This is a genomic window from Microbacterium sp. T2.11-28 (assembly GCF_950097975.1).
Lineage (GTDB): Bacteria > Actinomycetota > Actinomycetes > Actinomycetales > Microbacteriaceae > Microbacterium.
Genome location: NZ_CATNHF010000001.1, coordinates 563260 through 588239, shown reverse-complemented (window position 1 = coordinate 588239; position 24980 = coordinate 563260). Strand labels below are relative to the sequence as shown.

The 24980-nt window shown below is 71.4% G+C and carries 28 protein-coding genes; 14 read left to right on the top strand and 14 right to left on the bottom strand.

Annotated elements, in window-relative coordinates; all coding sequences use genetic code 11:
- Window positions 1-9: 9 nt before the first annotated feature.
- Together greA and QQZ13_RS02920 are read right to left on the bottom strand one after the other, a co-directional pair.
- Window positions 10-501, bottom strand: coding sequence for a transcription elongation factor GreA (gene greA / locus QQZ13_RS02925; RefSeq protein WP_284527619.1), 492 nt, complete (start codon window positions 499-501; stop codon window positions 10-12).
- 78 nt (window positions 502-579) lie between these two features.
- A complete protein-coding gene (locus QQZ13_RS02920; RefSeq protein WP_284527618.1) occupies window positions 580-981 on the bottom strand; it encodes a DUF4307 domain-containing protein in 402 nt (133 codons plus the stop codon).
- Between the two features lie 66 nt (window positions 982-1047).
- Between QQZ13_RS02920 and QQZ13_RS02915 the strand changes: the two genes are divergently transcribed.
- Window positions 1048-1323, top strand: coding sequence for a hypothetical protein (locus tag QQZ13_RS02915; protein ID WP_284527617.1), 276 nt, complete (start codon window positions 1048-1050; stop codon window positions 1321-1323).
- On the opposite strand, the gene QQZ13_RS02910 is transcribed toward QQZ13_RS02915, so the two are convergent.
- Window positions 1295-1999 (bottom strand): hemolysin III family protein, encoded by a 705-nt coding sequence (locus QQZ13_RS02910; RefSeq protein ID WP_284528020.1) that lies wholly within the window; start codon window positions 1997-1999, stop codon window positions 1295-1297. The genes QQZ13_RS02915 and QQZ13_RS02910 overlap by 29 nt on opposite strands.
- A gap of 99 nt (window positions 2000-2098) precedes the next feature.
- On the opposite strand from QQZ13_RS02910, the gene QQZ13_RS02905 reads away from it, so the two are divergent.
- From QQZ13_RS02905 to QQZ13_RS02895, 3 genes are all read left to right on the top strand, one after another.
- Window positions 2099-2884 (top strand): isoprenyl transferase, encoded by a 786-nt coding sequence (locus tag QQZ13_RS02905; protein ID WP_284527616.1) that lies wholly within the window; start codon window positions 2099-2101, stop codon window positions 2882-2884.
- A gap of 75 nt (window positions 2885-2959) precedes the next feature.
- Window positions 2960-4099, top strand: a complete 1140-nt coding sequence (locus QQZ13_RS02900) for an aminotransferase class V-fold PLP-dependent enzyme (protein ID WP_284527615.1) — start codon at window positions 2960-2962, stop codon at window positions 4097-4099.
- Window positions 4100-4299: 200 nt separating this feature from the next.
- On the top strand, window positions 4300-5622 hold the full coding sequence (locus tag QQZ13_RS02895; protein WP_284528019.1) for a PhoH family protein: 1323 nt from the start codon (window positions 4300-4302) through the stop codon (window positions 5620-5622).
- Window positions 5623-5739: 117 nt separating this feature from the next.
- Here the strand turns inward: QQZ13_RS02895 and QQZ13_RS02890 are convergent, their stop codons facing one another.
- From QQZ13_RS02890 to xseA, 8 genes are read right to left on the bottom strand one after another with little or no spacing between them, the layout of a single operon-like run.
- Window positions 5740-6612, bottom strand: coding sequence for a metal-dependent hydrolase (locus QQZ13_RS02890; RefSeq protein ID WP_284527614.1), 873 nt, complete (start codon window positions 6610-6612; stop codon window positions 5740-5742).
- Window positions 6613-6615: 3 nt separating this feature from the next.
- On the bottom strand, window positions 6616-7269 hold the full coding sequence (locus QQZ13_RS02885; protein ID WP_284527613.1) for a response regulator transcription factor: 654 nt from the start codon (window positions 7267-7269) through the stop codon (window positions 6616-6618).
- Complete coding sequence (locus tag QQZ13_RS02880; protein WP_284527612.1) at window positions 7266-8243, bottom strand: cell wall metabolism sensor histidine kinase WalK; 978 nt, start codon at window positions 8241-8243, stop codon at window positions 7266-7268. Before QQZ13_RS02880 ends, QQZ13_RS02885 begins: the two co-directional genes overlap by 4 nt.
- A 10-nt stretch (window positions 8244-8253) precedes the next feature.
- On the bottom strand, window positions 8254-9648 hold the full coding sequence (locus QQZ13_RS02875) for an aspartate ammonia-lyase (RefSeq protein WP_284528018.1): 1395 nt from the start codon (window positions 9646-9648) through the stop codon (window positions 8254-8256).
- A 42-nt stretch (window positions 9649-9690) separates the two neighbouring features.
- On the bottom strand, window positions 9691-10290 hold the full coding sequence (locus QQZ13_RS02870) for a carbonic anhydrase (protein ID WP_284528017.1): 600 nt from the start codon (window positions 10288-10290) through the stop codon (window positions 9691-9693).
- A gap of 38 nt (window positions 10291-10328) precedes the next feature.
- Entirely contained in the window at window positions 10329-10946 is a 618-nt protein-coding gene (locus QQZ13_RS02865; protein ID WP_284527611.1) for a DUF4245 family protein, read from the bottom strand.
- Window positions 10946-11167, bottom strand: a complete 222-nt coding sequence (locus tag QQZ13_RS02860) for an exodeoxyribonuclease VII small subunit (protein ID WP_284527610.1) — start codon at window positions 11165-11167, stop codon at window positions 10946-10948. Before QQZ13_RS02860 ends, QQZ13_RS02865 begins: the two co-directional genes overlap by 1 nt.
- Complete coding sequence (gene xseA / locus QQZ13_RS02855; RefSeq protein ID WP_284527609.1) at window positions 11164-12492, bottom strand: exodeoxyribonuclease VII large subunit; 1329 nt, start codon at window positions 12490-12492, stop codon at window positions 11164-11166. The genes QQZ13_RS02860 and xseA overlap by 4 nt, the downstream gene beginning before the upstream one ends.
- A gap of 126 nt (window positions 12493-12618) precedes the next feature.
- Here xseA and QQZ13_RS02850 point away from each other — a divergent pair, with 126 nt between their 5' ends.
- The 3 genes from QQZ13_RS02850 (at window position 12619) to QQZ13_RS02840 (ending at window position 16459) form a co-directional block, all read left to right on the top strand.
- Window positions 12619-13710: a 4-hydroxy-3-methylbut-2-enyl diphosphate reductase gene (locus QQZ13_RS02850; protein ID WP_284527608.1), complete on the top strand. Its 1092-nt coding sequence runs from the start codon at window positions 12619-12621 to the stop codon at window positions 13708-13710.
- A complete protein-coding gene (locus QQZ13_RS02845) occupies window positions 13707-14270 on the top strand; it encodes a DUF6264 family protein (protein ID WP_284527607.1) in 564 nt (187 codons plus the stop codon). The genes QQZ13_RS02850 and QQZ13_RS02845 overlap by 4 nt, the downstream gene beginning before the upstream one ends.
- Before the next feature lie 125 nt (window positions 14271-14395).
- A complete protein-coding gene (locus QQZ13_RS02840; RefSeq protein WP_284527606.1) occupies window positions 14396-16459 on the top strand; it encodes a peptidoglycan DD-metalloendopeptidase family protein in 2064 nt (687 codons plus the stop codon).
- Between the two features lie 128 nt (window positions 16460-16587).
- On the opposite strand, the gene fbaA is transcribed toward QQZ13_RS02840, so the two are convergent.
- A complete protein-coding gene (gene fbaA, locus QQZ13_RS02835; protein ID WP_284527605.1) occupies window positions 16588-17616 on the bottom strand; it encodes a class II fructose-bisphosphate aldolase in 1029 nt (342 codons plus the stop codon).
- Window positions 17617-17815: 199 nt separating this feature from the next.
- Between fbaA and glpX the strand changes: the two genes are divergently transcribed.
- Together glpX and QQZ13_RS02825 are read left to right on the top strand one after the other, a co-directional pair.
- The gene (gene glpX / locus QQZ13_RS02830; protein WP_284527604.1) at window positions 17816-18805 is read left to right on the top strand and encodes a class II fructose-bisphosphatase; all 990 of its coding nucleotides are present in this window, start codon (window positions 17816-17818) and stop codon (window positions 18803-18805) included.
- Between the two features lie 137 nt (window positions 18806-18942).
- Window positions 18943-19134, top strand: coding sequence for a UDP-N-acetylmuramyl pentapeptide phosphotransferase (locus tag QQZ13_RS02825; protein ID WP_284527603.1), 192 nt, complete (start codon window positions 18943-18945; stop codon window positions 19132-19134).
- A 10-nt stretch (window positions 19135-19144) separates the two neighbouring features.
- Here the strand turns inward: QQZ13_RS02825 and QQZ13_RS02820 are convergent, their stop codons facing one another.
- On the bottom strand, window positions 19145-20407 hold the full coding sequence (locus QQZ13_RS02820) for a DNA recombination protein RmuC (protein ID WP_284527602.1): 1263 nt from the start codon (window positions 20405-20407) through the stop codon (window positions 19145-19147).
- A gap of 47 nt (window positions 20408-20454) precedes the next feature.
- Window positions 20455-21093: an exonuclease domain-containing protein gene (locus tag QQZ13_RS02815; RefSeq protein ID WP_284527601.1), complete on the bottom strand. Its 639-nt coding sequence runs from the start codon at window positions 21091-21093 to the stop codon at window positions 20455-20457.
- A gap of 69 nt (window positions 21094-21162) precedes the next feature.
- On the opposite strand from QQZ13_RS02815, the gene QQZ13_RS02810 reads away from it, so the two are divergent.
- The 5 genes from QQZ13_RS02810 (at window position 21163) to QQZ13_RS02790 (ending at window position 24978) form a co-directional block, all read left to right on the top strand.
- Complete coding sequence (locus tag QQZ13_RS02810) at window positions 21163-21909, top strand: class I SAM-dependent methyltransferase (RefSeq protein WP_284527600.1); 747 nt, start codon at window positions 21163-21165, stop codon at window positions 21907-21909.
- 1 nt (window position 21910) lies between these two features.
- Complete coding sequence (locus QQZ13_RS02805; protein ID WP_284527599.1) at window positions 21911-22534, top strand: dihydrofolate reductase family protein; 624 nt, start codon at window positions 21911-21913, stop codon at window positions 22532-22534.
- Between the two features lie 86 nt (window positions 22535-22620).
- Window positions 22621-23694: a redox-regulated ATPase YchF gene (ychF, locus tag QQZ13_RS02800; protein ID WP_284527598.1), complete on the top strand. Its 1074-nt coding sequence runs from the start codon at window positions 22621-22623 to the stop codon at window positions 23692-23694.
- A 169-nt stretch (window positions 23695-23863) separates the two neighbouring features.
- The gene (locus QQZ13_RS02795; RefSeq protein ID WP_284527597.1) at window positions 23864-24472 is read left to right on the top strand and encodes a GNAT family N-acetyltransferase; all 609 of its coding nucleotides are present in this window, start codon (window positions 23864-23866) and stop codon (window positions 24470-24472) included.
- A complete protein-coding gene (locus tag QQZ13_RS02790) occupies window positions 24460-24978 on the top strand; it encodes an ATP-binding protein (RefSeq protein ID WP_284527596.1) in 519 nt (172 codons plus the stop codon). The genes QQZ13_RS02795 and QQZ13_RS02790 overlap by 13 nt, the downstream gene beginning before the upstream one ends.
- The last annotated feature ends 2 nt before the right edge of the window (window positions 24979-24980 follow it).

The following is a 24980-nucleotide window of genomic DNA, read 5'->3' as shown; positions in this document are numbered from 1 at the left end:
CGAACGCTCCTACTGGCCGGCGTAGGTCTCGACCTTGACGATCTCGACCGAGATCTCACGCCCGTTCGGCGCGGTGTAGGAGGTCTTCGCACCCTCGCGCAGCCCCAGGATGGCCGCACCCAGCGGAGAGGCCTCGCTGTAGACGTCGAGCTCGGAGTTCGCCGCGATCTCGCGGTTGCCCAGGAGGAACACCTCTTCGCCACCGGCCACGAGCGCCGTCACGACGGTGCCCGGCTGCACGGTGCCGTCCGACTCGGGCGCCTCGCCGACCTTGGCGTCCTTCAGCAGCTGCTGGAGCGTCCGGATGCGGGCCTCCTGCTTGCCCTGCTCGTCCTTGGCCGCGTGGTAGCCGCCGTTCTCCTTGAGGTCGCCCTCTTCGCGGGCGGCTTCGATGCGCTTGGCGATCTCTTCGCGACCCGTCGTCGAGAGGTGCTCGAGCTCGGCGGCGAGCCGGTCGTAGGCGTCCTGCGTGAGAAAGGTCACGGTGCTGTCGCTGGACACGTCGTCTCCTTGGGGTCAGCGGGTCGTAAACCGAACGCCCCGGCGTACGTGCCGGGGCGCAGAGTGTGTCGGATCAGACTACGGGATCCAGCAGGAGGTCACCAAACCCGTCGTCGCCGGCGCCACCGTGGGGATCGTCTCGCTGAAGCGGCGCGTGTGCGCGTCGTCGGCGGCGTACTCGACCACGCGCCAGCCGACCACGCCGTGCTCGGTGTCCTGCGCCTCGAGCGCGCAGGCGACCGGCTCGCCGGGACGCAGGGTGACCTGGAAGTCGATCGTGATGCCGTGCGCGTCGACGGAGTGGAACCCCGTCGTGTCGACGTCCACGGCATCCATGGTCCGCGCCACGGTCGACCAGGCGAGATAGCCGATGAGCGCGGCCGCCAGGACGCCCGCCACGATCCACCACACGCGCCGGGTGCGCGTGGGGGTGCGACCGTAGCGGTCCTCGAGGAGGGCGGGCGTGGCAGGGGAGGTCATCTGGGCTTCCGTGGCGTTCTAGGCTGGACTTCCAGGCTATGCGCTCTGCGCGCGGATCGAGGACACATGCAGCCGTTCACGTGGATCGCGACGAACACCCCCTTCGTCCCGTCTCCGTCGCCGACCGTGAACCCCTCCGACGTCACTCCCGGCGTGGCGGGCTTCATCGCGATCGCCGTGATCGCCATCGCCGTCGTCCTGCTGCTCATCGACATGATCCGCCGCATCCGCCGGGGCCGCTACCGTGCGGAGATCGCCGAGCAGCTCGACGCCGAGGAGGCCGCCGCACGCGCCGCCGACGAGGGCGACGACGTCAGCCCGGAAGGCCCAGCGAAGGGCTGAAGGGTCGCAGCGCGATCAGCAGGCACGCGGTCCAGTGGCACAGGAAGGCCAGGACCGTGCACACGTGGAAGATCTCGTGGAAGCCGAAGTGCCCGGGCCACGGATTGGGCCGCTTCAGCCCGTACACGATCGCGCCGCCGGTGTAGAGGAGTCCGCCGACGATCACGAGGAACATCATGGCCACGTTCGCCTGGAAGAGGTCGATCATGTACATGACCGCCGCCCACCCGAGGAGCAGGTAGAGCGCCACGTAGAGCCAGCGGGGCGCGTTGATCCAGAAGACGCGGAAGAGGATGCCGAGCAGCGCGCCCGACCACACCAGGATCAGCAGCAGCATCCCCTTGTCGGGCGTGAGCGCGAGCACCGCGATGGGCGTGTAGGTGCCGGCGATCAGCAGCAGGATGTTCGCGTGGTCGATGCGCTTGAGGACCGCCCGCGTGCGCGGGCCCCAGTTGAAGCGGTGGTACAGCGCCGAGTTGCCGAACAGCAGGAGCGAGGTGGCCATGAAGACGGCGCTCGCCCACTTCGCGGCGGCGCCGTCGGCAAGCACGATGAGCACGACGCCCGCGGCGATCGCCACGGGGAAGGTCGCCGCGTGGATCCAGCCGCGCCAGGAGGGCTTCAACTCGACGTGACCGCTCGCCGCGGCCGCGTCGATCAGGGGAAGCTGGGGCATCTCTGCGCCCTCGTGGGAGGCGGTCACGCTCCGAGCCTACGCCGCGCGGTATGCCGCGCCGCACATACGGCTCACGCCGTCGGGCGGTAGCGTAGACGCGTGACGGCGAAAGGCACGGCGGAGGGCAGGGGGCTGCTCTATCGGCTGTACAGCTCCCGGCTGAAGCGTCAGCTCGACGCACAGGTCGTGCCGCATCACATCGCGATGATGATCGACGGCAACCGGCGGTGGGCGCGGCAGGCCGGATTCCCGACCGTGGCGCACGGCCACCGCGCCGGCGCCGCCAAGATGCGCGAGTTCCTGCGCTGGTGCGACGACCTCGGCATCCGCGTCGTGTCGCTGTACCTGCTGTCCACCGACAACCTGACCAAGCGCGACTCGCGCGAGCTCGCCGACCTCATCGAGATCATCGCCGAACTCGCCGATGCGATCTCCCACGAGCCCCAGTGGCGCGTGCAGCACGTCGGCCGGGCAGACCTGCTCCCGGCCGACCTGGCGCGCGCCCTGCGGACGGCGGAGGAGCGGACGGCCGGCAACACCGGGCTGCACGTGAACCTCGCCGTCGCCTACGGCGGACGCGGCGAGATCGTCGACGCGGTGCGCCGCATCATCGCCAAGCACCAGGAGCGCGGCGGCTCGCTGGAGGAGCTGGCGGCCAGCCTCACGCCGGAGCAGATCGGCGAGCACCTGTACACGGGCGGGCAGGCCGACCCCGACCTCGTCATCCGCACCTCCGGCGAACAGCGTCTGAGCGACTTCCTGCTCTGGCAGTCGGCGCATTCGGAGTTCTACTTCGTGGAGGCGCTCGGACCCGACCTGCGCGAGGTGGACTTCCTGCGGGCGATCCGCGACTACGCGACGCGCGACCGGCGCTTCGGCGGCTGATCGGGTCGCCGTCCCGGCCGCGGCCGTGCCGTGCCGGGCGCGGCGGCACCGGACGGGCCGTGCCAGACTGGAGGGGTGATCGAGCTGGAGTCGTATCTCGAGAGCTTCGACGAGGAACCCGGATACCTCGACTGGGCGGCGTTCGGGCCGCTGTCGCCGGCCGTCCAGGCCGAGTCGGCCGCCGACGCGGAGCTCCTCGGCGCGGGGCGCCGCTCGGGCATCGGCCTCGTCGCCGAGCGCGCGGACGAGGCGCGCGCCCTGCTCGCCGAGCTGCTCGGGTCGGCACCCGACGAGGTCACCCTTCAGCCGTCGACCTCCTACGGCCTCATGCACGCGATGTTCGGCCTGAGCGGCGAGGTGCTGGTCTCCGCCGCGGAGTTCCCCGCCCTTCCGGTGACCGCACGGCGCGCGCAGGACGCGCTCGGCCGCCTCCGCGTGCGCGACCTGCCTGCTCCCGGCACGTTCGTGACGCCCGAGGCCGTCCGCGACGCGCTCGACGACGACGTGACCGCGGTGGCGGTGAGCCTCGTGGACTACCGCACCGGCTTCGTCGCCGACCTCGCGGCACTCCGGGACGTGATCGGCGATCGTCTGCTGATCGTCGACGCGATCCAGGGCTTCGGGGTGGTCGACGCCGACTACGCGGCCGCCGACGTCGTCTGCGGGAACGGCTACAAGTGGCTCCGCGCCGGTCGCGGCACGGGCTTCGCGCGCTTCACCCCCCGTGCGCGGGAGCGGATCGAGCCCGTGCTGTCGGGCTTCGCCGGCATGGACGGCGAGATCGGCGCACCCGGCGTGCCCGCCCCGGCGCCCGGCGCCGCGGCGTTCGCCGTGTCGGGGATCGACGCGCTCGCCGCGGCGCGACTGGCGACCGCCGTCCGCGAGATCCGCGACGTCGGGGTGGGCCGCATCGCCGAGGCGGTGCGGGACCGGGCCCGGCACATGATGGCGCTCGCGGACCGCTACGACATGCCCGTGCTCACTCCCCGCGACTCCCACGCGGGCATCGTCGCGCTGTCGCCCGATCCCCAGGACGCGGGCGCGCTGGCCGCGGCCCTGGCCAACCACGGGGTGACCGCCACTGCCCGGGGCGGCACGATCCGCGTGAGCGCCCACGCCGGCACCGCCGCCGACAGCCTGCAGCTGTTCGGCGACGCGCTCGCGGAGGTGTCCAGCCATCGCCTCGTCGTCCCGGCGCCCGCCGTCGAGAGTTAACGTGCCGGACATCTGGCGAGGGCGTGTCGCATGCGTCGCGCCGGGGCCGCGCGACGTACCGTCATCACATCGGGCAAGGCGCCCGTTCGAGTCGGCCATCCACTGACTCGTGGCCCCTGGTCGACTCGTAACTGCCGGGTGATCATCACCCGGGGCGGGAGTGGGTTGTGACCACACGAGCACCAGAGCAGCAGCGCCGCATCAGCACCGGCGAGGACACCGCCGCAGGTCAGGATCTGCGCACATACATCCTGGACACGTCGGTGCTGCTGAGCGATCCGAGGGCGTTCTTCCGATTCGCCGAGCATTCGGTGGTCGTCCCGGTGGTCGTGATCACCGAGCTCGAGGGCAAGCGCAACGATCCCGAGATCGGCTACTTCGCCCGCCAGGCGCTGCGTCACCTCGACGAACTGCGCGTCGAGCACGGGCGGCTGGACTTCCCGGTCGCCGTCGGAGACGGCGGCACGCTGCGCGTCGAGCTCACCAACACGGACCCCTCGGTCCTTCCCGCCGGCATGCGACTCGGCGACAACGACACCCGCATCCTCTCCGTGGCCATGCATCTGGCGCAGGAGGGCCACGAGGTCACGGTGGTCTCCAAGGACCTTCCCATGCGCGTCAAGGCGGCCTCGCTCGGCCTGCACGCCGAGGAGTACCTCGCCGAGCAGGCGGTGGACTCGGGATGGACCGGCATCGCCTCGATCGACATCTCCGGCGACGAGGTCAGCGACCTCTACGAGACCGAGGTCGCACTCAGCGAGGACGTCCGCGGCCTTCCCGTGAACACCGGCCTCGTGATCCACTCGGAGCGCGGCTCGGCGCTCGGCCGGGTGACCGGCGACGGCGAGTACCGCCTGGTGCGCGGCGACCGCGACGTCTTCGGGCTCCACGGCCGCTCCGCCGAGCAGCGCATCGCCATCGACCTCCTCCTCGACCCCGAGGTGGGCATCGTGTCGCTCGGCGGCCGGGCCGGGACGGGCAAGTCCGCGCTCGCACTGTGCGCCGGCCTCGAGTCGGTGCTCGAGCGCCAGCAGCAGAAGAAGATCATCGTCTTCCGTCCGCTGTTCGCCGTCGGCGGGCAGGAGCTCGGATATCTGCCCGGCGATCAGGCCGAGAAGATGAACCCGTGGGGCCAGGCGGTCTTCGACACGCTCGGCTCCGTGGTCTCGGGCAACGTGCTGGAGGAGGTCGTCGAGCGCGGCATGCTCGAGGTGATGCCGCTCACCCACATCCGCGGCCGCTCGCTCCACGACGCGTTCGTGATCGTCGACGAGGCCCAGTCCCTCGAGCGCAACGTGCTGCTGACGGTGCTGAGCCGCATGGGGCAGAATTCGCGCGTCGTGCTCACCCACGACGTGGGGCAGCGCGACAACCTGCGCGTCGGCCGGCACGACGGCGTCGCGAGCGTGATCGAGACGCTCAAGGGGCACGACCTGTTCGGCCACGTCACCCTGGTCCGCTCGGAGCGCTCGGCGATCGCCGCGCTGGTCACCGACCTGCTGGAGCAGGGCGAGCTGAGCTGACCGCTCCCTGATCCCCGCGGCGCGAGACGACCGTCCTCGCCGTCGAGAGCGCGGGCACCATCCGTGCTCTCGACGGCGAACCGGCGGGTCGGCGGCGCGGGGCGGTGAGCGCTCGTGTCAGCGGGCCGGCGTGACCTGCGTGCGCATCTCGAGTTCGAGGCCGCCGTCCACCGGACGTGTCGTCAGGGCGACGGTGACGCTCCCGAGCGCGGAGAGCGACTCCACGTGGGTCCCGCCGCACGGGATCGAGACCGGGCCGTCGGGCAGCGCGCACACCCAGCGGCGCCGGGCGGACAGCGCGTCGTCGGTGCGCTCGATCCGCACGTCGCCGCCCGCCGTGACCCACGTCGTCAGCACGGCGTTCGCCCGCTCGGCGACGGCGCCGGGATCGTCGAGGGCGGCGGGATCGAAACCCTTGCGGCGCAGCGATCTGCCCACGCGGTAGGTGTCGAGTGACCCGTCCGGAACGATCTGCGAGCGCTGGATGGCGAGCTGATCGAAGGCGGGGTGGCCGAGCGCGTCGAGCGCGACCGGCTTGGACCAGGCCGCAGCGAGGGCGGCGTCGAGGGCGAGGGATGCCAGGTGGCAGCCGGTGTGCCCCGCCGAGAGGGAGCGCCGGTACGCGGCGTCGACCTCGACCTCGACGGTCGTCCCGACGGCGGGCGGTGCGCCCTCGATCACGTGGGCGACCACGAACGTCCACCCCTCGGTGCCGTTTCGCACCGGGAGGTCGGCGCCGAGGTGCAGGACGCCCTGGTGGATGCCGCCGGTCACGCCGTCCTGCACGACGCGCTCGTCGTCACCCCAGCGCAGGGCGGCGCGGTCGGCGGGCTGATCGGGCCACGCGGTGTCCACGGGGTGGAGGGCGGTGCGATCGAGCACCACCGCGGAGCGGCCGTCGGCGAGGCGCTCGACGTGGAGCACCGTGCCGGTGGAGGACACGTCGCCGGCCGGGTAGGCGACCAGCGTGTCGCGGTCGGGGAGCGGCACGCCTCAGTCCCAGCGATAGCCCTCGCCACGGACGGTGGCGATGTTGTCGGGGCCGAGCTTCGCCCGCAGGTAGCGGACGTACACGTCGACGACGTTCGAGCCCGGATCGAAGTCCATGCCCCACACCCGGCTCAGCAGCACCTCGCGCGTGAGGACCTCGCCGGGGTGGCGGAGGAACTGCTCGGCGAGGGCGAACTCCCGTGCGGAGAGGTCCACCTCGCGATCGGCGACGGTGACGCGGCGCGCGAGCACGTCGAGGGTCACATCCCCGCGGGTGAGCAGCACCGGCGCGGTCGCGGACTCGCGCAGGCGGGAGCGGACCCTCGCGAGCAGCTCCGCGACCGCGAAGGGCTTCGCGACGTAGTCGCTCGCGCCGGCGTCGAGTCCCTCGATCGTGTCGCTGGTGCCGCTGCGGGCGGTGAGCATGATGACGGGGATCGCGCTGCCGCGCGCCCGCAGGTGACGGAGCACCTCGAACCCGTCCATCGACGGCAGTCCCACGTCCAGCACGACCAGCGCGATGTCCGGTTCGAGAGCGCGCTCCAGCGCCTCCGCGCCGTCCTCGGCGACGACGGTCTCGTAGCCGTCGGCGTGGAGACTGCGCGTCACCAGCGAGACGATGTGGGGTTCGTCGTCGACGACGAGGATACGTGTCATCCGGTGGCCTCTCGTTGCATCAGGACGTCGCCGGCGCGGACCGGCGAGGGGACGGTGGCCTTCGTGCCGAAGGGGATCTCGAGGGTGAACGTCGCGCCGCCGCCGGCGGTGTCGGCGATCGTGCAGTGGCCGCGATGCGCCTTGGCGATCGCGTCGACGATGGCCAGCCCGAGCCCGGAGCCGCCGACCGACCGCTTGCCGGTGCCCCGGTCGAAGCGCCGGAAGATGCGGTGCCGCATCGCCGGGGCGATCCCCGGACCGTGATCGCGCACCCACAGCTGCACGCCGCCGGCGTGCACGGCGCTGCCCACCTCGATCGCGCTGCCGGCGGGCGTGTACTTCGCCGCGTTGTCGGCCAGCTGCAGCCAGGCCTGGAGCAGGCGGTCGCCGTCACCGCGGATCACGGTGTCCGCAGCCTGCTCGACGCTCCACGCATGGTCGGGGATCACCGTCACCAGCTCGCCGACGCGCTGGGTCAGCAGACCCAGATCGACCTCGGACATCGTGAACTTGTCGGTCTCCACGGCCGCCAGCAGATCGATGTCGCCGATGAGGCGCGTCATCCGGTCCAGCTCCGCCATGCCGAGGTCGCGGATCGCCGCAGCGTCGGACGGATCGTTGGGATCCATCACCTCGAGGTGGCCGCGCACGATCGTGATCGGCGTCTTGAGCTCATGGCGCACGTCGTCGAGCAGTCTCCGCTGGGCCTCGTACGCCGTTTCCTCCTGGTCGTTGGCCACCCGCTCCGCGGGAGCCGACGGGAGGATGGTCCATCCCACGACGCCCACGACCACGAGGGTGGCCAGGGTCAGCGTCGTGTAGACGGGGATGGTCGCCCAGGGCAGCGGCTGCTCGGTGACGACGTGCACGAGGACGACGCCGAGCGCGGCCAGCGCGAAGCCGGCCGCCACGACGGCGACGAGGAGCCCCAGAGTTCGTGTGCGCCGGGAGTGCACGGATGTCGCGCGGTTCACTCTCCGATTATCAACCCGCGTGGGTCATCGACAGGAGGTCGAGTTTCTCGTCGAGCTGCGCCTCGGTCAGCTCGCCGCGCTCGACGTACCCGAGATCGATGACGGCCTCGCGCACCGTGATGCCCTTGGCGACGGAGTGCTTGGCGATCTTCGCCGCCGCCTCGTAGCCGATCAGCTTGTTGAGGGGCGTCACGATCGAGGGCGACATCCCCGCGTATGCGGCAGCCCGGTCGAGGTTGGCCTCGAGGCCGTCGATGGTCTTGTCGGCGAGCACCCGCATCGCGTTGGAGAGCAGGCGGATCGACTCGAGCAGCGCGGTCCCCATGACGGGGATCGCGACGTTGAGCTCGAACGAGCCCGACGCGCCCGCCCACGCCACGGTGGCGTCGTTGCCGATCACCCGCGCGCACACCATGAGCGTGGCCTCCGGCACGACCGGGTTGACCTTGCCGGGCATGATCGACGAGCCCGGCTGCAGGTCGGGGATGTGGAGCTCTCCCAGGCCGGTGTTGGGCCCGGAGCCCATCCAGCGGATGTCGTTGTTGATCTTGGTCAGCGACACCGCGATGGTCCGCAGCGCGCCGGAGGCCTCGACGAGGCCGTCGCGGTTGGCCTGCGCCTCGAAGTGGTCCTTCGCCTCGGTGATCGGCAGCTCCGTCTCCGCCTGCAGCAGGGCGATCACCTTCTGCGGGAAGCCCAGGGGCGTGTTGATGCCCGTGCCGACGGCGGTGCCGCCCAGGGGCACCTCGCCCACACGCGGGAGCACCGCCTGCACGCGCTCGATGCCCAGGCGGATCTGCCGCGCGTACCCGCCGAACTCCTGGCCGAGGGTCACCGGCGTCGCGTCCATCAGGTGGGTGCGCCCCGACTTGACGGCGTCCTTCCACAGCTCGGCCTTGGCCTCCAGCGCCACCGCGAGGTGGTCCAGCGCCGGGATCAGGTCGTCGATGAGCGCCTGGGTGACCGCGATGTGCACGGACGTCGGGAACACGTCGTTGGACGACTGCGATGCGTTGACGTGGTCGTTGGGGTGGACGGGGGAGCCGAGGTGCCGGGTCGCCAGGGTGGCCAGCACCTCGTTCATGTTCATGTTCGAGGACGTGCCCGACCCGGTCTGGTAGGTGTCCACCGGGAACTGCGCGTCGTACCGGCCGGTGACGACCTCGTCGGCGGCCCAGGCGATGGCCTCGGCGATCGCGGCGTCGAGGGTGCCGAGCTCCTTGTTGGCGAGCGCGGCGGCCTTCTTGATCCGGGCGAGGGCCGCGATCTGCGTCGACTCCAGGCCGGTGCCCGAGATCGGGAAGTTCTCGACCGCGCGCTGGGTCTGCGCCGCGTACAGCGCGTCCTTGGGCACGCGAACTTCACCCATCGTGTCGTGCTCGATGCGGTAGTCGGTCTCTGTCATGTCGGTCACGTCCTCGTTTCCTGGTGGGTGTCTGATGTGCGCTCAGGCGTCGATGCCGACGCTGACCTGCGGCACGGCGGTGCCCTCGCCGAGCCGGTAGTTCGCGCCGACGATGGCGAGACGGCCCTCGGCCACCGCGTCGGCGATGAGGCGGGACGACGCCAGCAGCTCGTCCACCGTGCCCCGGAGGTGCTCGGCGCCGACGGCCTCGGCGTCCACCGACTCGGGCGTCGCGTCCGGGTCGGTGCGCAGCACGCGCTTGACGGCGGGCACGATCTTCGCGATGAGGCGCCAGATGTGCGGAGGCAGCTCGGGCGCGTCCAGGGCGGTGGAGTCGATCGCCGCGCGCACCGCGCCGCACTGGTCGTGCGCGAGCACGATGATCAGCGACACGTCGAGCACCGCCACGGCGTACTCGATGCTGGCGATCGCCGAGTCCGAGACCACCTGGCCGGCGTTGCGGACGACGAACAGATCGCCGAGGCCCTTGTCGAAGATGATCTCGGCGGCCAGGCGGGAGTCGGAGCAGCCGAAGAGGACGGCGCGCGGCTTCTGGGCGCTCTCCAGCTCATGGCGTCGCTCGACGTCCTGTCGCGGGTGGCGGGGCTCACCCGCGACGAAGCGCGCGTTGCCGCGTCGCATCTCGTTCCAGACGGTCGTCGGGGTGGGGCGTGCGTCGGTCACGGTGTCTCCTCTCGCAGGGCGCGGATCTGTGCGGTGAGCCCGGAAGCCGCCGTCTCGGCGGTCTCGGCGGAAATCGAGCCGTAGACGACGATCGTGTCGGGACCGGCGTCGGTGGTCAGCGCGTAGCGGATGCCGTCGTCGCCGGGCAGGTCGTAGACGTCCCACTCGATCCCGTCGACGCTGGTCGCCCCGGTCGGAGCGAATCCGCCGAGGAGCGTCGACGTCCAGGTGTCCGGCACGTCGAATCCCTGCGCGATCCGCACGAACCCGGTCCGGGGCGCGTACACGACCGTCCACGCGCCGTCCTCGACCCGGGCGGCGTTGGCCCGCCACGATCCGGGGGTCTCCGGCACGATCACGGTGCGGCCCAGCGATGCGGACACCTCGGCGGCGGCCGCCGAGACGTCCACCGGCGGCTGCTGCGGGGGCGTGCCGCGCGGCACGCCGAAGTAGACGACCGCGACCACCGCGACGGTGGCGATGAGGGCGGCGATGAGGTTGCGGAACGTCTGACTCGAGCGGTAGACGCGGGAGGATTCCGCCTTACGGGCTGCCGTCTCGTCGGGAGTCTCGGGGCGACCCAGCTCGGCGACGATCCGAGGACCGGAGGCCATCACGACTCCGCGTCGACCGAGCGGGCGGCGTCGAGCCGGCGCTTGGCTCCGAGCAGCCACTCCTCGCAGCGGGCGGCGAGGGCCTCGCCGCGGGTCCACAGCGTGAGGGAGTCCTCAAGGGTGGGCGCACCCTGCTCGAGCTCGGCGACGACGCGGACGAGCTCGTCGCGGGCCTGCTCGAAGGACAGGCCGGCGATGTCGGCGGTGCCGTCACTCGTCATGGTTCCATCCTACGGTCCTCGGCGGACGTGCCCCCGGCCTCGGCGGCCGCCGTGCCCGGGTCCGCAGCCAGCTCGCCGTCCGAGCGCGCGAGGAACGAGCCCCGGGCGACGGTGACGACCACGTCTGTCCCCGCGGGCGCCTGCGAGGCGTCGCGCACGATGACGCCCTCGCCGACGTGCGCGATCGCGTACCCGCGGGCGAGCGTCGCGCCGGGGGAGAGGGCCCGGAGCGCGGCGCGGAGCTCGGCGGTGGCCGTCGCGGCGGCGTCCATCCGCCGGCGGACGATGTCGCGTCCCCGCGACTGCAGGGTCCACACCTCCTGCGCCCGCCCGGTCAGCAGCGACTCGGGATCGCGGAGCACGGGACGCGAGCGCAGCTGCTCCAGCTGGGCGATGTCGTGGCCGAGGCGCTGGGTGAGCCGGCTGCGGGCGCGGCTGCGCAGCTGCTGCACCAGGGCGCGCTGCTCGGCGACATCGGGCACGACCTTCTTCGCCGCGTCGGTGGGGGTCGAGGCGCGCAGATCGGCGACGTCGTCGAGGAGCGGGTGGTCGTTCTCGTGGCCGATCGCCGAGACGACGGGCGTGGCCGCGGCCGCCACGGCGCGCAGGAGGCGCTCGTCGCTGAACCCGAGGAGGGTCTGCGGGTCGCCCCCGCCGCGTGCGATCACGATCACGTCGACCTCGGGATCGGCGTCGAGCGCCGAGAGGGCGGCGATCGTCTCGGGGACGCACCGGTCGCCCTGCACGGCGGCATGGATCGTCCGGAAGCGCACCTGCGGCCAGCGCAGCTCCGCGTTGCGGTGCACGTCCTTCTCGGCGTCGCTGCGCTCGCCCGTGATGAGGCCGACGACGTGTGGGAGGAACGGGATCGGACGCTTGCGCGCCGGGTCGAAGAGCCCCTCGGCGCGCAGCTGGGAGCGGAGGCGCTCCAGCCGCTCGAGCTGGTCGCCCAGTCCGGTGTGTCGCATCGACGACACGGTGAACGTGAAGTCGCCGCTCTTGACGAAGTAGTCGGGCTTGACGCAGGCCACGACCCGGTCGCCGACGGCGATCTTCTCCGGCAGCCGCTGGAGGGTGGACGACCACAGCCGGAACGAGATGGCCGCATCGCTCGCGGCGTCCTTCAGGCGTCCGAAGACGTGCCCGCCGCGCACGTTCCACGAGGTGACCTCGCCCTCGACCCACACCGAGTTCCACCGCTGCACGAAATCGCGGATGGTCTCGTTCAGCCGCGAGACGGAGGTCGGGGCCTGTGGGGAGGACTCCCGGGGATGCACGGAGTCGGGCGGCGGCGTCTGGCCCTCCACCGTCTCGAACGACGTCACGTGTCCTCCTCCTGCGCTGCGCCCCGGGTGATGCGCCCCGGCCGCCGTGCGGCGTCGCGGATCGGTCGGCCCGGCACGATCCCGCCGCTCAGGCCACTGTCATGCTGCGCCTCGTAGACTCGGGGTGTGAGCACATCCGTCGTCCAGCTGCCCCTGCCCCGCGTACCGGGGCCGCGAGGGCGGCTCCAGGATAACCCGGTCTCCGGACAGAAGCGGGTGCTGCTGGCCGCGCCGCGCGGCTACTGCGCCGGTGTCGACCGGGCCGTCATCGCCGTCGAGAAGGCGCTGGAGCGCTACGGGGCGCCGGTGTACGTGCGCAAGCAGATCGTGCACAACATCCATGTCGTGACCGAGCTCGAGGCCCAGGGGGCCGTCTTCGTCGAGGAGGTCGACGAGGTGCCGCCCGGCGCGAACGTCGTCTTCAGTGCGCACGGGGTCTCGCCCGCCGTCGTGTCGGCCGCGGCCGACCGGGGACTGCACGCCATCGACGCGACCTGCCCGCTGGTCACGAAGGTGCACCGCGAGGCGGTGCGCTTCGCCCGCAGCGACTACGAGATCCTCCTGATCGGCCACGAGGGCCACGAGGAGGTCGAGGGCACCGCCGGCGAGGCGCCCGACCACGTCACCGTCGTCAACTCGCCCGACGAGGCGGCCACGGTCGTCGTCAAGGATCCCGACAAGGTCGTGTGGCTCTCGCAGACGACGCTCTCGGTCGACGAGACCATGGAGACGGTGCGCCGCCTCCGCGAGCGGTTCCCGAACCTGCAGGACCCGCCCTCGGACGACATCTGCTACGCCACCCAGAACCGTCAGGTCGCGATCAAGAAGGTCGCCAAGGACGCCGATCTGGTGATCGTCGTCGGATCGGCGAACTCCTCCAACAGCGTGCGCCTCGTCGAGGTCGCGCTCGAGTACGGGGCGAAGGCCGCGTACCGCGTGGACTACGCCCACGAGATCCAGCAGGAGTGGCTCGACGACGTCGAGACCGTCGGTGTGACCTCCGGTGCCTCGGTGCCCGAGGTCCTGGTGCGAGAGGTCCTCTCCGAGCTCGCCGGCGCCGGCTACCGCGACGTCGAGGAGGTGCGCACCGCGGAGGAGGATCTGCTGTTCTCCCTCCCGAAGGAGCTGCGCCAGGACTCCAGTGGACGCCGCGACGAGCGGGCGCTCGGCGGGAGGGCGGCGGGAGGGCCCGCGGCGGCCGGACAGGACCGCACGTGACCGACACCCCGCGCCCGGCGCCGCAGTACGGCGAGTACGCGACGCCCGAGGAGCAGCAGGAGATCATCCGCCGGTCCGGAGGGCCGCAGGGTGCGGTCCCGGCGGGCGACGCCCAGGTTCTGCCGGTGGCCGTGCCGCCCCCGTCGGTCGCGTCGACCCCTGCTCCCGAGGCCGCGGCCGCGGCGGCGAACCCGCGACGGCGCGACCGCTTCGTGACGATCGCGCTCCTGGCCTACGGTCTCTTCACCGTCGTCACGACGATCCCGCAGCTCATCGACTACGCCGCCTTCGCCGAGCTGTGGATGCGGATGGCAGGGATCGACGCCGATTTCACCGCTGTCGCAGAGGGCCGCGCCTGGGGCACCACGGCTGCCGTCCTCTTCGCCGTCGGGTGGATCGTCACCGCCCTGCTGTCGTGGCGCGCGATTGTGCGCGGCCGGCTGTCGTGGTGGATCGCCCTGGTCGGTGCGGTCGTCTCCTTCATCGTCGTCAGCATCTGTCTGAGCGTGCCGCTCATGAGCGACCCCGCAGTGATCGAGGGCGTGCTGCGCAGCGGATGACGGGGCACGGCCGCGGACCGGAGTCCTGCGCGCCACTCCGCACGCCCCTGCTGCATCCACCCGGTCGTCTGATACGGTGACGCTGCGCCTCGGCGTACGCCCCGACACCCCCCGGGAGGGAGCCTGTGATTTCACGTGCCCTCCCTCGTCGCGCCCTCGCGACCTTCGCCGGCCTCGCGCTGATCGCCGCCGGCGCCCTGACGGTGCTGCCCGCGAGCGCTGCCTCGCACATGCTCCCGGCCGGTGCGCAGACGCCCACGCCCACCGCCACCGCGGTCGCGACGCCGACGCCGACCCCGACTCCGACACCGGCCCCGAGCAAGCGCTTCACCACGGTCGGCACACCGACCGTCTCGGGCACCACGACGGTGGGCCGCACTCTCACCGCCGTGCGCGGGACCTGGTCGCCCACGCCGTCGACGTTCCGCTACCAGTGGCTGCGCGGCGGGAGCGCGATCGCCGGGGCCACGTCGGCGACCTACGTCGCCACCGCCGCCGACGCGGACCAGGTGCTGTCGGTGCGGGTCACCGCGTCGCGCACCGGCTACGTGACGACCAGCGCCACCAGTTCGGGTCGGACGATCCTCCGTGCGTTCACGGCATCTCCCGCTCCCGTCATCACCGGCACGGTGGCCGTCGGCCGCACGGTGACGGCGACCCACGAGGCGTGGGGTCCGTCGCCGGTGGCTCTCACGTACCAGTGGTACCGGGCCGGAAGCGCCATCGCAGGCGCCACCGCGGCGTCGTACAAGCTCACGAGCGCCGACGCCGGAAAGGCCGTCTCGGTCCGGCTCAAGGGCGTGAAGACGGGATACACGAGCGTCACCCGCTCGAGCGCCGCGGTCACGGTTCCGCGCGTGCTGACCGTTCCGTCGCGCGTGGCGCTGAGCGGGACCCCCGCTGTCGGCTCCACGCTCACCGCGTCGCCGGGCACCTGGGGTCCGTCGCCGGTCACGCTGCGATACCAGTGGCTCCGGGATGGAGCCTCGATCCCCGGCGCGACCGCCAAGACCTACAAGCTCGTCGCCGCCGACGCCGGCCACGAGGTGTCGGTGCGGATCGGCGGATCGAAATCGGGGTACACCTCGGTGTCGCGCACCAGCGCGACCGTCGATGTGAAATGGGCCTTCACGAGTGCCCCCACGCCCACCGTGAGCGGCAGTGTGGCAGCCGGGCGCACGCTCACCGCGGTCATCGGGACGTGGAGCCCGACTCCGAATCTCGGCTACCAGTGGCGGGTCGACGGGGCCGTGGTCGCGGGCGCGACCTCCTCCACCTGGCGGGTTCCGGAGTGGGCCGCAGGCAGGGCGGTGACCGTGACGGTCACCGCCACCAAGAGCGGCTACCTCACCGTCACCCGCACGTCGGTCAAGCGGACCGCCTCGTGGTCGCTCGGCAACGTCCTGCGCCCCGGTATCCCGATGCGCGCGGGGACCTACATCGCCTCACCCAACGGCACCTACCGCTTCACCGTGCAGGGCGATGGGAACGTGGTCCTCAGCCGGAGCGGCACGCCGCTGCGGACGACCAGGACCACGGGCACCGCAGCACCCGTCCTGCTCCTGCGCGAGGACGGTGCGCTCGCGGTCTACTCGACCAGGGACGGGCGGGCCGCATGGGGCTCCGGGACGAACGGCTACGCGGTCGCGGGGCTCACCCTCGACGACAGCGGCCAGCTGCGGCTGGTCGAGGTGGACGGACTGTCGACCTGGACCGGCAAGAAGCTTCCCGCCTACTCGGACGCGAGCGCGGCAGGCTCGGGCGTTCCGGGGAAGTACGGCTGGGCCTTCCCCATCCGGCCCTCGGCGACGATGACGACGTACTCGGGCCACTCCGGCGACGACTTCGCCGCCAGGACAGGGACGCCCGTGTACGCGATGCGCGGCGGCACCGTGACCGTCCAGGAGATCTGGATCACCTCGGGCTGCCCGTCCTGGGCGCCGAACAACACGCGTCAGAAGCAGGTGCTGGTGAAGACCACCATCGACGGCACGGAGTTCGTCCTCACCTACGCGCACCTCAGCGCCTTCTCGGTGAAGAACGGGCAGACCGTCAAGGCCGGCCAGAAGATCGGCGAGGTCGGCTCGACCGGATGCTCCACCGGTCCGCACCTTCACCTCGGCGTCAAGGTCGACGGCGTCGCCAAGCTCCTCTACCCGCGCGACCTGCTGCTCGGCGCCTCCTACTGATCGCCCTCCCGAGCGCTCAGTGAGCGGCCGGGCCTCCTCCCGGGCGCTCGCTGATCGTCCGGCGCCGGAACGGCGAATGCCGCGACCCGGGGAGCGGGTCGCGGCATCCGCGTGGGCGCGAGGTGCGATCAGGAGGTCGACTTGCCGTACGAGCCGAGCTGCTGGGTGGCCTCGACGACACGGGCCGCCATGGCCGTCTCGGCGACCTTGCCCCAGGCGCGCGGGTCGTAGGCCTTCTTGTTGCCGACCTCGCCGTCGACCTTCAGGACGCCGTCGTAGTTCTTGAACATGAAGCCGGCGACCGAGCGCGTGAACGCGTACTGGGTGTCGGTGTCGATGTTCATCTTGACGACGCCGTTGGCGACGGCAAGGGCGATCTCCTCGTCGGTCGAGCCGGAGCCGCCGTGGAACACGAGGTCGAGCGGCTTCGGTCCGGTGCCGAACCGGGCGGCGATGCCCTCCTGGATCTCGCCGAGCAGCTCGGGCCGCAGCTTCACGTTGCCCGGCTTGTACACGCCGTGCACGTTGCCGAAGGTGAGGGCGGCGATCCAGCGGCCCTGCTCGCCGAGGCCGAGCGCCTCGACGGCCTTGGCGACGTCGGCCGTGGTCGTGTAGAGGGCCTCATTGGACCCCTCGTGCTTGACGCCGTCCTCCTCGCCGCCGACGACGCCGATCTCGACCTCGAGGATCGCGTTGATGGCCTTCAGGCGGGGCAGGAGCTCCTTGGCGATCTCGATGTTCTCGTCGAGGGGAACGGCGGAACCGTCCCACATGTGCGACTGGAAGATCGGCCGACCGCCCGCGGCGACGACCTTCTCCGACTCGGCGATGAGGGGGAGGAGGAAGTCCTCCAGCGCCGGCTTGGGGCAGTGGTCGGTGTGCAGCGCGACGGTGATCGGGTAGCTCTTGGCCACCTCGTGGACGTAGGCGGCGAAGGCGAGGGCGCCGGTGGCGCGGGCCTTCACGGTGTGGCCGGCGAAGTAGTCGGCGCCACCCGTGGTGACCTGGAGGATGCCGTCCGAACCGGCCTCGGTGAGGCCCTGGAGGACGGCGTTGACCGACTGGGAGCTGGCGGCGTTGATCGCCGGGTAGGCGAATCCACCGGCCTTCGCGCGGTCCAGCATCTCTGCGTATTGCTCAGGGGTGGCGACGGGCATGACAGCTCCTAGCGATGTGTCTGTGCGGCGGTGATTCCAACGGTCAGCCTAGCGAAGCGGGGCGCACGCCGCGTGGTGGCCGACCGGGAAAACGGCCCGCTCCGGCGGTCTGTGCCCGGGCGGAAAGAAACGCGATTCCTTCGTGCGAATCAGGGCGAAAGTCCTCACGGCGGGTACGTGCGGCGCGTAGTCTGACGCCATGGTGAGTCTGACCGCGGATATGAGCCCGCTGCATCCCGACCGCAACCTGGCCCTCGAGCTCGTCCGGGCCACCGAGGCGGCCGCGATCCGCTCCGTGCCGTTCATCGGGCGGGGGCAGAAGGAGCTCGCCGACGGTGCCGCGGTCGACGCCATGCGCGCCTTCCTCTCCACCGTCAACTTCGACGGCGTCATCGTGATCGGGGAGGGCGAGAAGGACAACGCGCCGATGCTCTTCAACGGGGAGCACGTGGGAACAGGTCGTGGTCCGCAGTGCGACATCGCGGTCGACCCGATCGACGGCACGACGCTCACCGCCGAAGGACGCAACAACGCGCTGTCCGTGCTCGCTGTCGCCGACCGCGGCGCGATGCTGGACGCCTCCTCGGTCTTCTACATGGACAAGATCGTCACCGGACCGGCCGGCGTCGGCGTCGTCGACATCCGCCTGCCCGTCGCCGAGAACGTGCACCGCCTGGCGAAGGCGCTCGGCAAGCCGGTCGACGAGATGGTGGTGTCCGTGCTGAACCGCCCGCGCCACGCACGGCTCATCGAGGAGATCCGCGAGGCCGGCGCCGGAACGCGGCTCATGAGCGACGGCGACGTCGCCGGCGGCATCAACGCGGCCCGCCACAATGCCCGTACCGACATGTGCATCGGCATCGGGGGCAGCCCCGAGGGCATCGTGACCGCCTGCGCGATCAAGGCGCTCGGCGGACACATCCAGGGAAGGCTCTGGCCGCGCGACGACGACGAGAAGCAGCGCGGGATCGATGCGGGACTGAAGCTCGACGACCACGTCTACGAGGCCGACGAGATGGTCCGGGGCAAGAACACCATCTTCGTGGCGACCGGGGTCACCAACGGCGAGCTGGTGGCGGGGGTCCGTCGCGACGGCGACTTCATCTACACGGAGTCGGTGGTGCTGCGGGGCGCCTCGGGAACGCTCCGCCGGATCTCCTCGGAGCACCTGACGTCGAAGTGGCTGTGATCGTCCGCTGCGCACGCCCGTGACCTGATCGAGACGGTCCCGCGCGTGGCGACACCTCTCGGGTGTGACCGCGTCTGGCAGAATGGACCGCGGTGTCACCGGCGACACGTCGCCGTCCACACAGCTTGGAGTCATCGATGTCCGCAGCAACCAACAGTCCGAAGACCGGTCAGATCGCGGTTCCCCTCGACCCCGCTCGCCGTCCCGACGTGCTGCTGCGCCGCCGCGCCCCCGAGGGGCATCAGGTGAGCGCCTGGTGGATGATCGGCGCGTTCGTGGCCGTCTCGGTCGCGGTCGTCAGCGCCATGAGCCTGCTCCCCGGCGGCTGATCCCTGCGCGTCAGAGGCGGTCCCGCAGATCGCCCACGTCGGCGCCGAGTTCGGGAGCGATCAGTTCGGCCGCGGTCAGCGGGCGCGGAGCGGCCTCGATCGGCTGCGGTGCGGCGACGGCGTCGAGCTTGGTCTCGTCGATGCCCGGGAACCGCCGTGCGCTGACGAGCACGCGTGATTCGAGGGCGCCCGCGAAGCGGTTGTAGCTGGCGACGGTGCGCTCGATCGCTCGCCGCAGGTCGTCGGTGTGGCGGGCCAGTCCGCCCAGGCGGTGGTAGAGCTCGTTGCCGAGGTCGAACAGCGTGCGGGCCTCGTCGGAGACGTCCTGCTGCGTCCACGTGTACGCCACGGTCTTCAGCACCGCCCACAGGTTGACCGGCGAGGCGAGCGCGACGCGTCGCCCGAACGCGTAGTCCAGCAGCGACGGGTCCTCCTCGAGCGCCGCCGCGAGCAGCGACTCGCTCGGGATGAAGCAGACGACGAACTCGGGGCTCGAGGGCAGTCCCGCCCAGTACGACTTCTTCGCCAGCGCGTCGACGTGCGCCCTCACCGCCTTGACGTGGCGCTCCAGCAGCGTCTTGCGACGAGCCCCCTCCTCCCCGGTGGCGGTCACGGGGATCGCGCTGGCTTCGAGGTAGGCGTCGAGGGGCACCTTCGCATCGACGGCGAGAGCCTTGTCGCCGGGGAGGCGCACGACGAGGTCGGGTCGACCGGCCCCGGCCTCGGTCAGGATCGAGGACTGCGTGTCGAAGTCCACGTAGCGCGTCAGCCCCGCGGACTCGACGATGCGCCGCAGCTGCGTCTCGCCCCACACGCCGCGGGCCGAGTTGGACCGCAACGCCCCCGCCAGCGATTCCGTCGTGCTGCGCAGGGTCTCGCTCTCCTCGTGCGCGCGGCGCAGCTGCTCGGCGATCGCGCCGTACTGCAGGCGACGGTCGCGCTCGAGCTCGTCGACCTTGAGCTGCATGCTCTGCAGCGACTCCTGGACGGGCGTCAGCGCGCGCAGCACCTGCTGCTCGCGCCGCTCCCGTTCGTCTCGGGCCGCCTGGTCGGCGCGAGCCTGCGCGGCCATCTCGCGGGTGAGGGAGCGCTGCTGATCGAGCTGGGCGGTCAGCGCGCCCCGCTCCGCCTCGGCTGCGGCAAGGCGCGCCCCCAGCGCGGCGCGTGCGGAGGCGGCGCGCTCGGCGGCACGGGCCGCGCCGGCGAACCATCCCGCGAGGAGTCCGGCCAGCAGGCAGACGACCGCGGTCGCGGTGACGAAGACGACATCCATGGGGGAAGGATGCCGCACACCCCCGACATCGGCCCGGAGGCGCCCCGTCAGGCGACGGCGGCGCCGGCCTGCACGGGGTGCTGCGGGACCGGGCGCTGCGGGACGGGAGTCTCAGCGGGGAGCGGGATCTGCGGGATCCGCAGTCCCAGCAGCATCGCGAGCTCCACGGCGTCCTGGACGCCGTTGCGGGCCGCGGCGTCGATGACGATGTGCGCGCAGGCCAGGGCGTCGGCGGCCGCATCGTGGTGGGCGAAGTCGAGGTGACCCGCGGCGGCGGCCACGACGGGGAGCCGGTAGGAGTCGAGCTCGTAGGTCTTGCGCGCCACCTGGAGGCTGCAGAGGTAGCGGTAGGCCGGGTAGGCGTCGCCGGTGACCTCGCATGCCCGCCGGAGCACCGTCATGTCGAAACCCGCGTTGTGGGCGACGAGGATGTCGTCGCCGGCGAAGGCGACGAGGTCGGCCAGCTGCGTCGACCAGTCGGCGGCGCCGACGACGTCCTCGGGGCGGATGCCGTGGATCCCCATGTTGATCTCGAAGAAGCGGTCGTGGCCGGCCGGGGGCCGGATCAGCCAGCCGGCCGTGGCGACGACGCGCCCGCCGCGCACACGGGCAAGGCCCACGGCGCACGCGGACGCGCTCGAGGAGTTCGCCGTCTCGAAGTCGATCGCGGTGAAGTCCAGGGGCACGCACCCACATTCGCCCGGCGAGGCCTCGTCGCCGTGGAGGCGCGCCGGGCGCGGGCGTATGGTCGGGTCATGGTGAACGCGCAGAAGCTCTCCACGTCCTTCGGTCAGGTCGCCGGGATCTACGAGGCGGGAAGGCCGGGATACCCCGCCGAGGCCGTGTCCTGGCTCCTCGCGCCGGCATCCGGTGCCGCGCCGCCGCGCGTGGCCGATGTCGGGGCGGGCACCGGCAAGCTCACGCGCACGCTGCGCGACCTCGGCGCGGAGACGGTCGCGATCGATCCCGACGCCGACATGCTCGCGACCCTCCACGCCGCGATTCCCGACGTGCCCACCTTCGTCGGGTTCGCGGAGGCGCTGCCGCTGCCCGACGCCTCGGTCGACGCCGTCGTGCTGGGGCAGGCCTGGCACTGGGTCGACCCCGCAGCCGGCAGCAGAGAGGTCGCGCGCGTGCTGCGGCCCGGGGGCGTGCTCGGTCTCGTCTGGAACATCCGTGACGAGACGGTGCCGTGGGTCGCACGTCTCACGGCGGCCATGCGCGGAAGCCACGCCGAGACGCTCCTCGCGGCGGGCGACCCACCCGTCGGCCCGCCGTTCGAGCGGCTCGAGGAGCGCCGATGGTCCTGGGAGCGTGCGGTCACGCGGGAGACGCTGACGGCGATGGTGCGCTCGCGCAGCTACGTCATCACCGCCGGCGCCTCGGAGCGCGCGCGCATCGAGCGCGAGATCGGCGAGCTGTTCGACGAGATCGGCGCGGTCGGTGACGTCTGCGTCCCGCTGCCGTACGTGACCCGCGCCTACCGCGCAGAGAGGCCGTGACGTGCGCACTCTGACCGTCTGCAACTTCGCGACGATCGACGGCGTCTACGAGGACGACGCCCACGACATCGGATCCCTGTTCGAGCACTGGCATCCCGACTATCACGGGTCCGACACCTTCGATTTCCACAACACCGATCTGATGGACGACGCCGACATCCTGCTCCTCGCGGGCAGACGCTCCTTCCGCGGTCAGGTGGACTACTGGTCGAGCGTGCGCGGGAACGCGGACGCCACCGAGATCCGGCGCCGCTTCGCCGAGCGGTTCTTCGACATCGACAAGGTCGTCGTCTCCGACACGCTGCAGCCGTCGGATGTCGAGGACGCGCCGAACACCCGCATCGTGCGACTCGCCGAGAGCCGTGACGTCGTGCGGGCGCTCAAGGCGGAGGAGGGACGCGGCATCGTCGTCATCGCGGGACGACTGCTGTGGAACGACCTCATGCACGCCCAGCTCGTCGACGAGCTCATGCTCGTGACGTTCCCGCTCATCGGCGGGCGAGGCGTGCATCTGTTCGACGAGCGACCGCCGGTGGCGCTGAAGCTCCTCGGGACGCGCGTGTGGGAGGAGTCGGGGCACGTGCTGCAGCACTGGCGCGTCGACCCCTCGGGCCCGCCGTCGTGATCGGCGCGGGTCGCATCACTCCACAGCGGGCCCGCCCGCGAGGGGTCGCCGGAGGGAGCCTCTCCGGCCACGTAGACTGACCTCCCGTGGCTCTTACCATCGGAATCGTCGGTCTCCCCAACGTCGGCAAGTCGACGCTCTTCAATGCGCTGACCAAGAACCAGGTGCTCGCGGCGAACTACCCGTTCGCGACGATCGAGCCCAACGTCGGCGTCGTGAACCTCCCGGATCCGCGCCTGAACACGCTGGCCGAGATCTTCCACTCCGAGCGGATCCTCCCCGCGGCCGTCTCGTTCGTCGACATCGCGGGCATCGTCCGCGGCGCGAGCGAGGGCGAGGGTCTCGGCAACAAGTTCCTCGCCAACATCCGCGAGGCCGACGCCATCGCCCAGGTCGTCCGCGGATTCGCCGACGGCGACGTCGTCCACGTCGACGGCAAGGTCGATCCCGCCTCCGACATGGAGACGATCAACGCCGAACTGCAGCTCGCCGACCTCGAGACGCTCGAGCGGGCCATCTCCCGCTACGAGAAGGAGGTGCGCGGCAAGAAGCTCGACCCCGTCGTCCTGGAGACCGCGCAGCAGGCGCAGGAGGCGCTCCAGCGCGGTGAGCTGCTGTCGGCGTCGAAGATCGACCTGGCACCCATCAAGGAGCTCGGCCTCCTGACCGCCAAGCCCTTCATCTTCGTCTTCAACGTCGACGAGGCCGTCCTCACCGACGCCGCCCGCACCGCCGAGCTGGCTGCGCTCGTCGCGCCCGCGAAGGCGGTGTTCCTCGACGCGAAGATCGAGTCCGAGCTCATCGACCTCGACCCGGAGGACGCCGCCGAACTGCTGGCGTCGACCGGCCAGGAGGAGTCGGGGCTCGATCAGCTCGCGCGGATCGGGTTCGACACCCTCGGACTGCAGACCTACCTCACCGCCGGGCCGAAGGAGGCGCGCGCCTGGACCATCGGCAAGGGCTGGAAGGCGCCGCAGGCCGCGGGCGTCATCCACACCGACTTCGAGAAGGGCTTCATCAAGGCCGAGGTCATCTCGTTCGACGACCTCGTCGCGACCGGGTCGGTGGTCGAGGCCCGCGCCAAGGGCAAGGCGCGCCTGGAGGGCAAGGACTACGTCATGCAGGACGGCGACGTCGTGGAGTTCCGCTTCAACAACTAGCGTTGAGCGCTGAGGGTGACCGGGTCGGCAATAGCATCAGGATCAATGACCAGTGGCGGATCTGCTTCGCGTCGACCGAAGCGGGGCCAAGGAGGTGGAGATCGTTGACTCTCACTGACAGGATTCCCCCGATTCACCCGGGCGCACCCATCACCCCGCTTAGGGTGGCGTGAGCGAGCCGTCCGTCGTACTCCGGCGGCTTCGGCCGACTGATGCTTGCGCTGTCTTCGACGCGTTCGAGTCGAACGCGGACATGGTGCGCCAAGGTGAGGTGTCGACTGTGGCGGAAGCTGAGCACTATGTCGCCCGGCTGATTGCAGCCGACTCCCCGCATGAGGCGTGGGCTGTGGCGGCAGACGACACGCTTGTCGGCCTCGTCTGCGTGACCGTCGACGAAGCGAACCGCAACGGATGGTTCTGGTACTGGATATCGGATGCCGCGCGAGGTCGTGGCTGGATGTCTCGGGCCGCCGCTACCGTTGCGGAGTGGGCGCTGGCGGTGCGCGGACTGCAACGCCTCGAACTGGGTCATCGTGTCAACAACCCCGCGTCCGGTGCGATCGCCCGACATGCGGGTTTCGTCAAGGAAGGGACGGAGCGCGCGAAGTTCCTCCTCGACGGACAGCGGTCGATGTCGATACCTACGGCCGCTTGGCGTCGGATCCGCCTCCCCGGTTCGTCGCTGTCCCGATGGTCGACGGCGGCGAGGAAGATGCCTATCCGTGACGCAACCCGGTGGAGTTCCGCTCACCAACGACGCGACCGATGCTCACCGTGATCTCCGGGTTGCCCGGAGTGGGCAAGACGACCGTGGCCGATCTCGTGGGCGCGCGACTCGGAGCAGTTCGGCTGTCGATCGACACGGTGGAGGACGCCCTGCTCGCGGCAGGCCTCCCGCGCGGATGGGAGACGGGTGTCGCCGCGTATGAAGCCGTCGGCGCCCTGGCGGAACTCAACCTGCGGGCGGGCCGCAGCGTCGTCGTCGATGCCGTCAACGACAGCGAGCCCGCCCGTGACACGTGGCGCAGAGCTGCGGCCTCAGCGGGTGCGCCGTTGTGCTGGGTGGTGCTGACGATGACCGATTCCGAGGGCCACGAGTCGCGGCTGCGCGATCGACAGCGGGGCTTCGTGCATCTCCCGGAGCCGAGCTGGGCCGACGTGGCCGGGCGCGCGATGGCGCCGTGGGTCGACACGCACCGCGTCATCGATGTCACGGGCCGGACTGCCGAAGACGTCGCGGTGGAGGTCGAGAAGCACGCGGCGGAGTTCGGTCGCCCGGACTGAAG

Excerpts from the sequence above, each read along its gene's own strand:
- QQZ13_RS02920 (WP_284527618.1), bottom strand. The coding sequence starts at position 981 with ATGACCTCCCCTGCCACGCCCGCCCTCCTCGAGGACCGCTACGGTCGC.
- QQZ13_RS02915 (WP_284527617.1), top strand. The coding sequence starts at position 1,048 with ATGCAGCCGTTCACGTGGATCGCGACGAACACCCCCTTCGTCCCGTCT.
- QQZ13_RS02910 (WP_284528020.1), bottom strand. The coding sequence starts at position 1,999 with ATGCCCCAGCTTCCCCTGATCGACGCGGCCGCGGCGAGCGGTCACGTC.
- QQZ13_RS02885 (WP_284527613.1), bottom strand. The coding sequence starts at position 7,269 with ATGACACGTATCCTCGTCGTCGACGACGAACCCCACATCGTCTCGCTG.
- QQZ13_RS02875 (WP_284528018.1), bottom strand. The coding sequence starts at position 9,648 with ATGACAGAGACCGACTACCGCATCGAGCACGACACGATGGGTGAAGTT.
- QQZ13_RS02870 (WP_284528017.1), bottom strand. The coding sequence starts at position 10,290 with ATGCGACGCGGCAACGCGCGCTTCGTCGCGGGTGAGCCCCGCCACCCG.
- QQZ13_RS02865 (WP_284527611.1), bottom strand. The coding sequence starts at position 10,946 with ATGGCCTCCGGTCCTCGGATCGTCGCCGAGCTGGGTCGCCCCGAGACT.
- QQZ13_RS02860 (WP_284527610.1), bottom strand. The coding sequence starts at position 11,167 with ATGACGAGTGACGGCACCGCCGACATCGCCGGCCTGTCCTTCGAGCAG.
- fbaA (WP_284527605.1), bottom strand. The coding sequence starts at position 17,616 with ATGCCCGTCGCCACCCCTGAGCAATACGCAGAGATGCTGGACCGCGCG.
- glpX (WP_284527604.1), top strand. The coding sequence starts at position 17,816 with ATGGTGAGTCTGACCGCGGATATGAGCCCGCTGCATCCCGACCGCAAC.
- QQZ13_RS02825 (WP_284527603.1), top strand. The coding sequence starts at position 18,943 with ATGTCCGCAGCAACCAACAGTCCGAAGACCGGTCAGATCGCGGTTCCC.
- QQZ13_RS02820 (WP_284527602.1), bottom strand. The coding sequence starts at position 20,407 with ATGGATGTCGTCTTCGTCACCGCGACCGCGGTCGTCTGCCTGCTGGCC.
- QQZ13_RS02810 (WP_284527600.1), top strand. The coding sequence starts at position 21,163 with ATGGTGAACGCGCAGAAGCTCTCCACGTCCTTCGGTCAGGTCGCCGGG.
- QQZ13_RS02790 (WP_284527596.1), top strand. The coding sequence starts at position 24,460 with ATGCTCACCGTGATCTCCGGGTTGCCCGGAGTGGGCAAGACGACCGTG.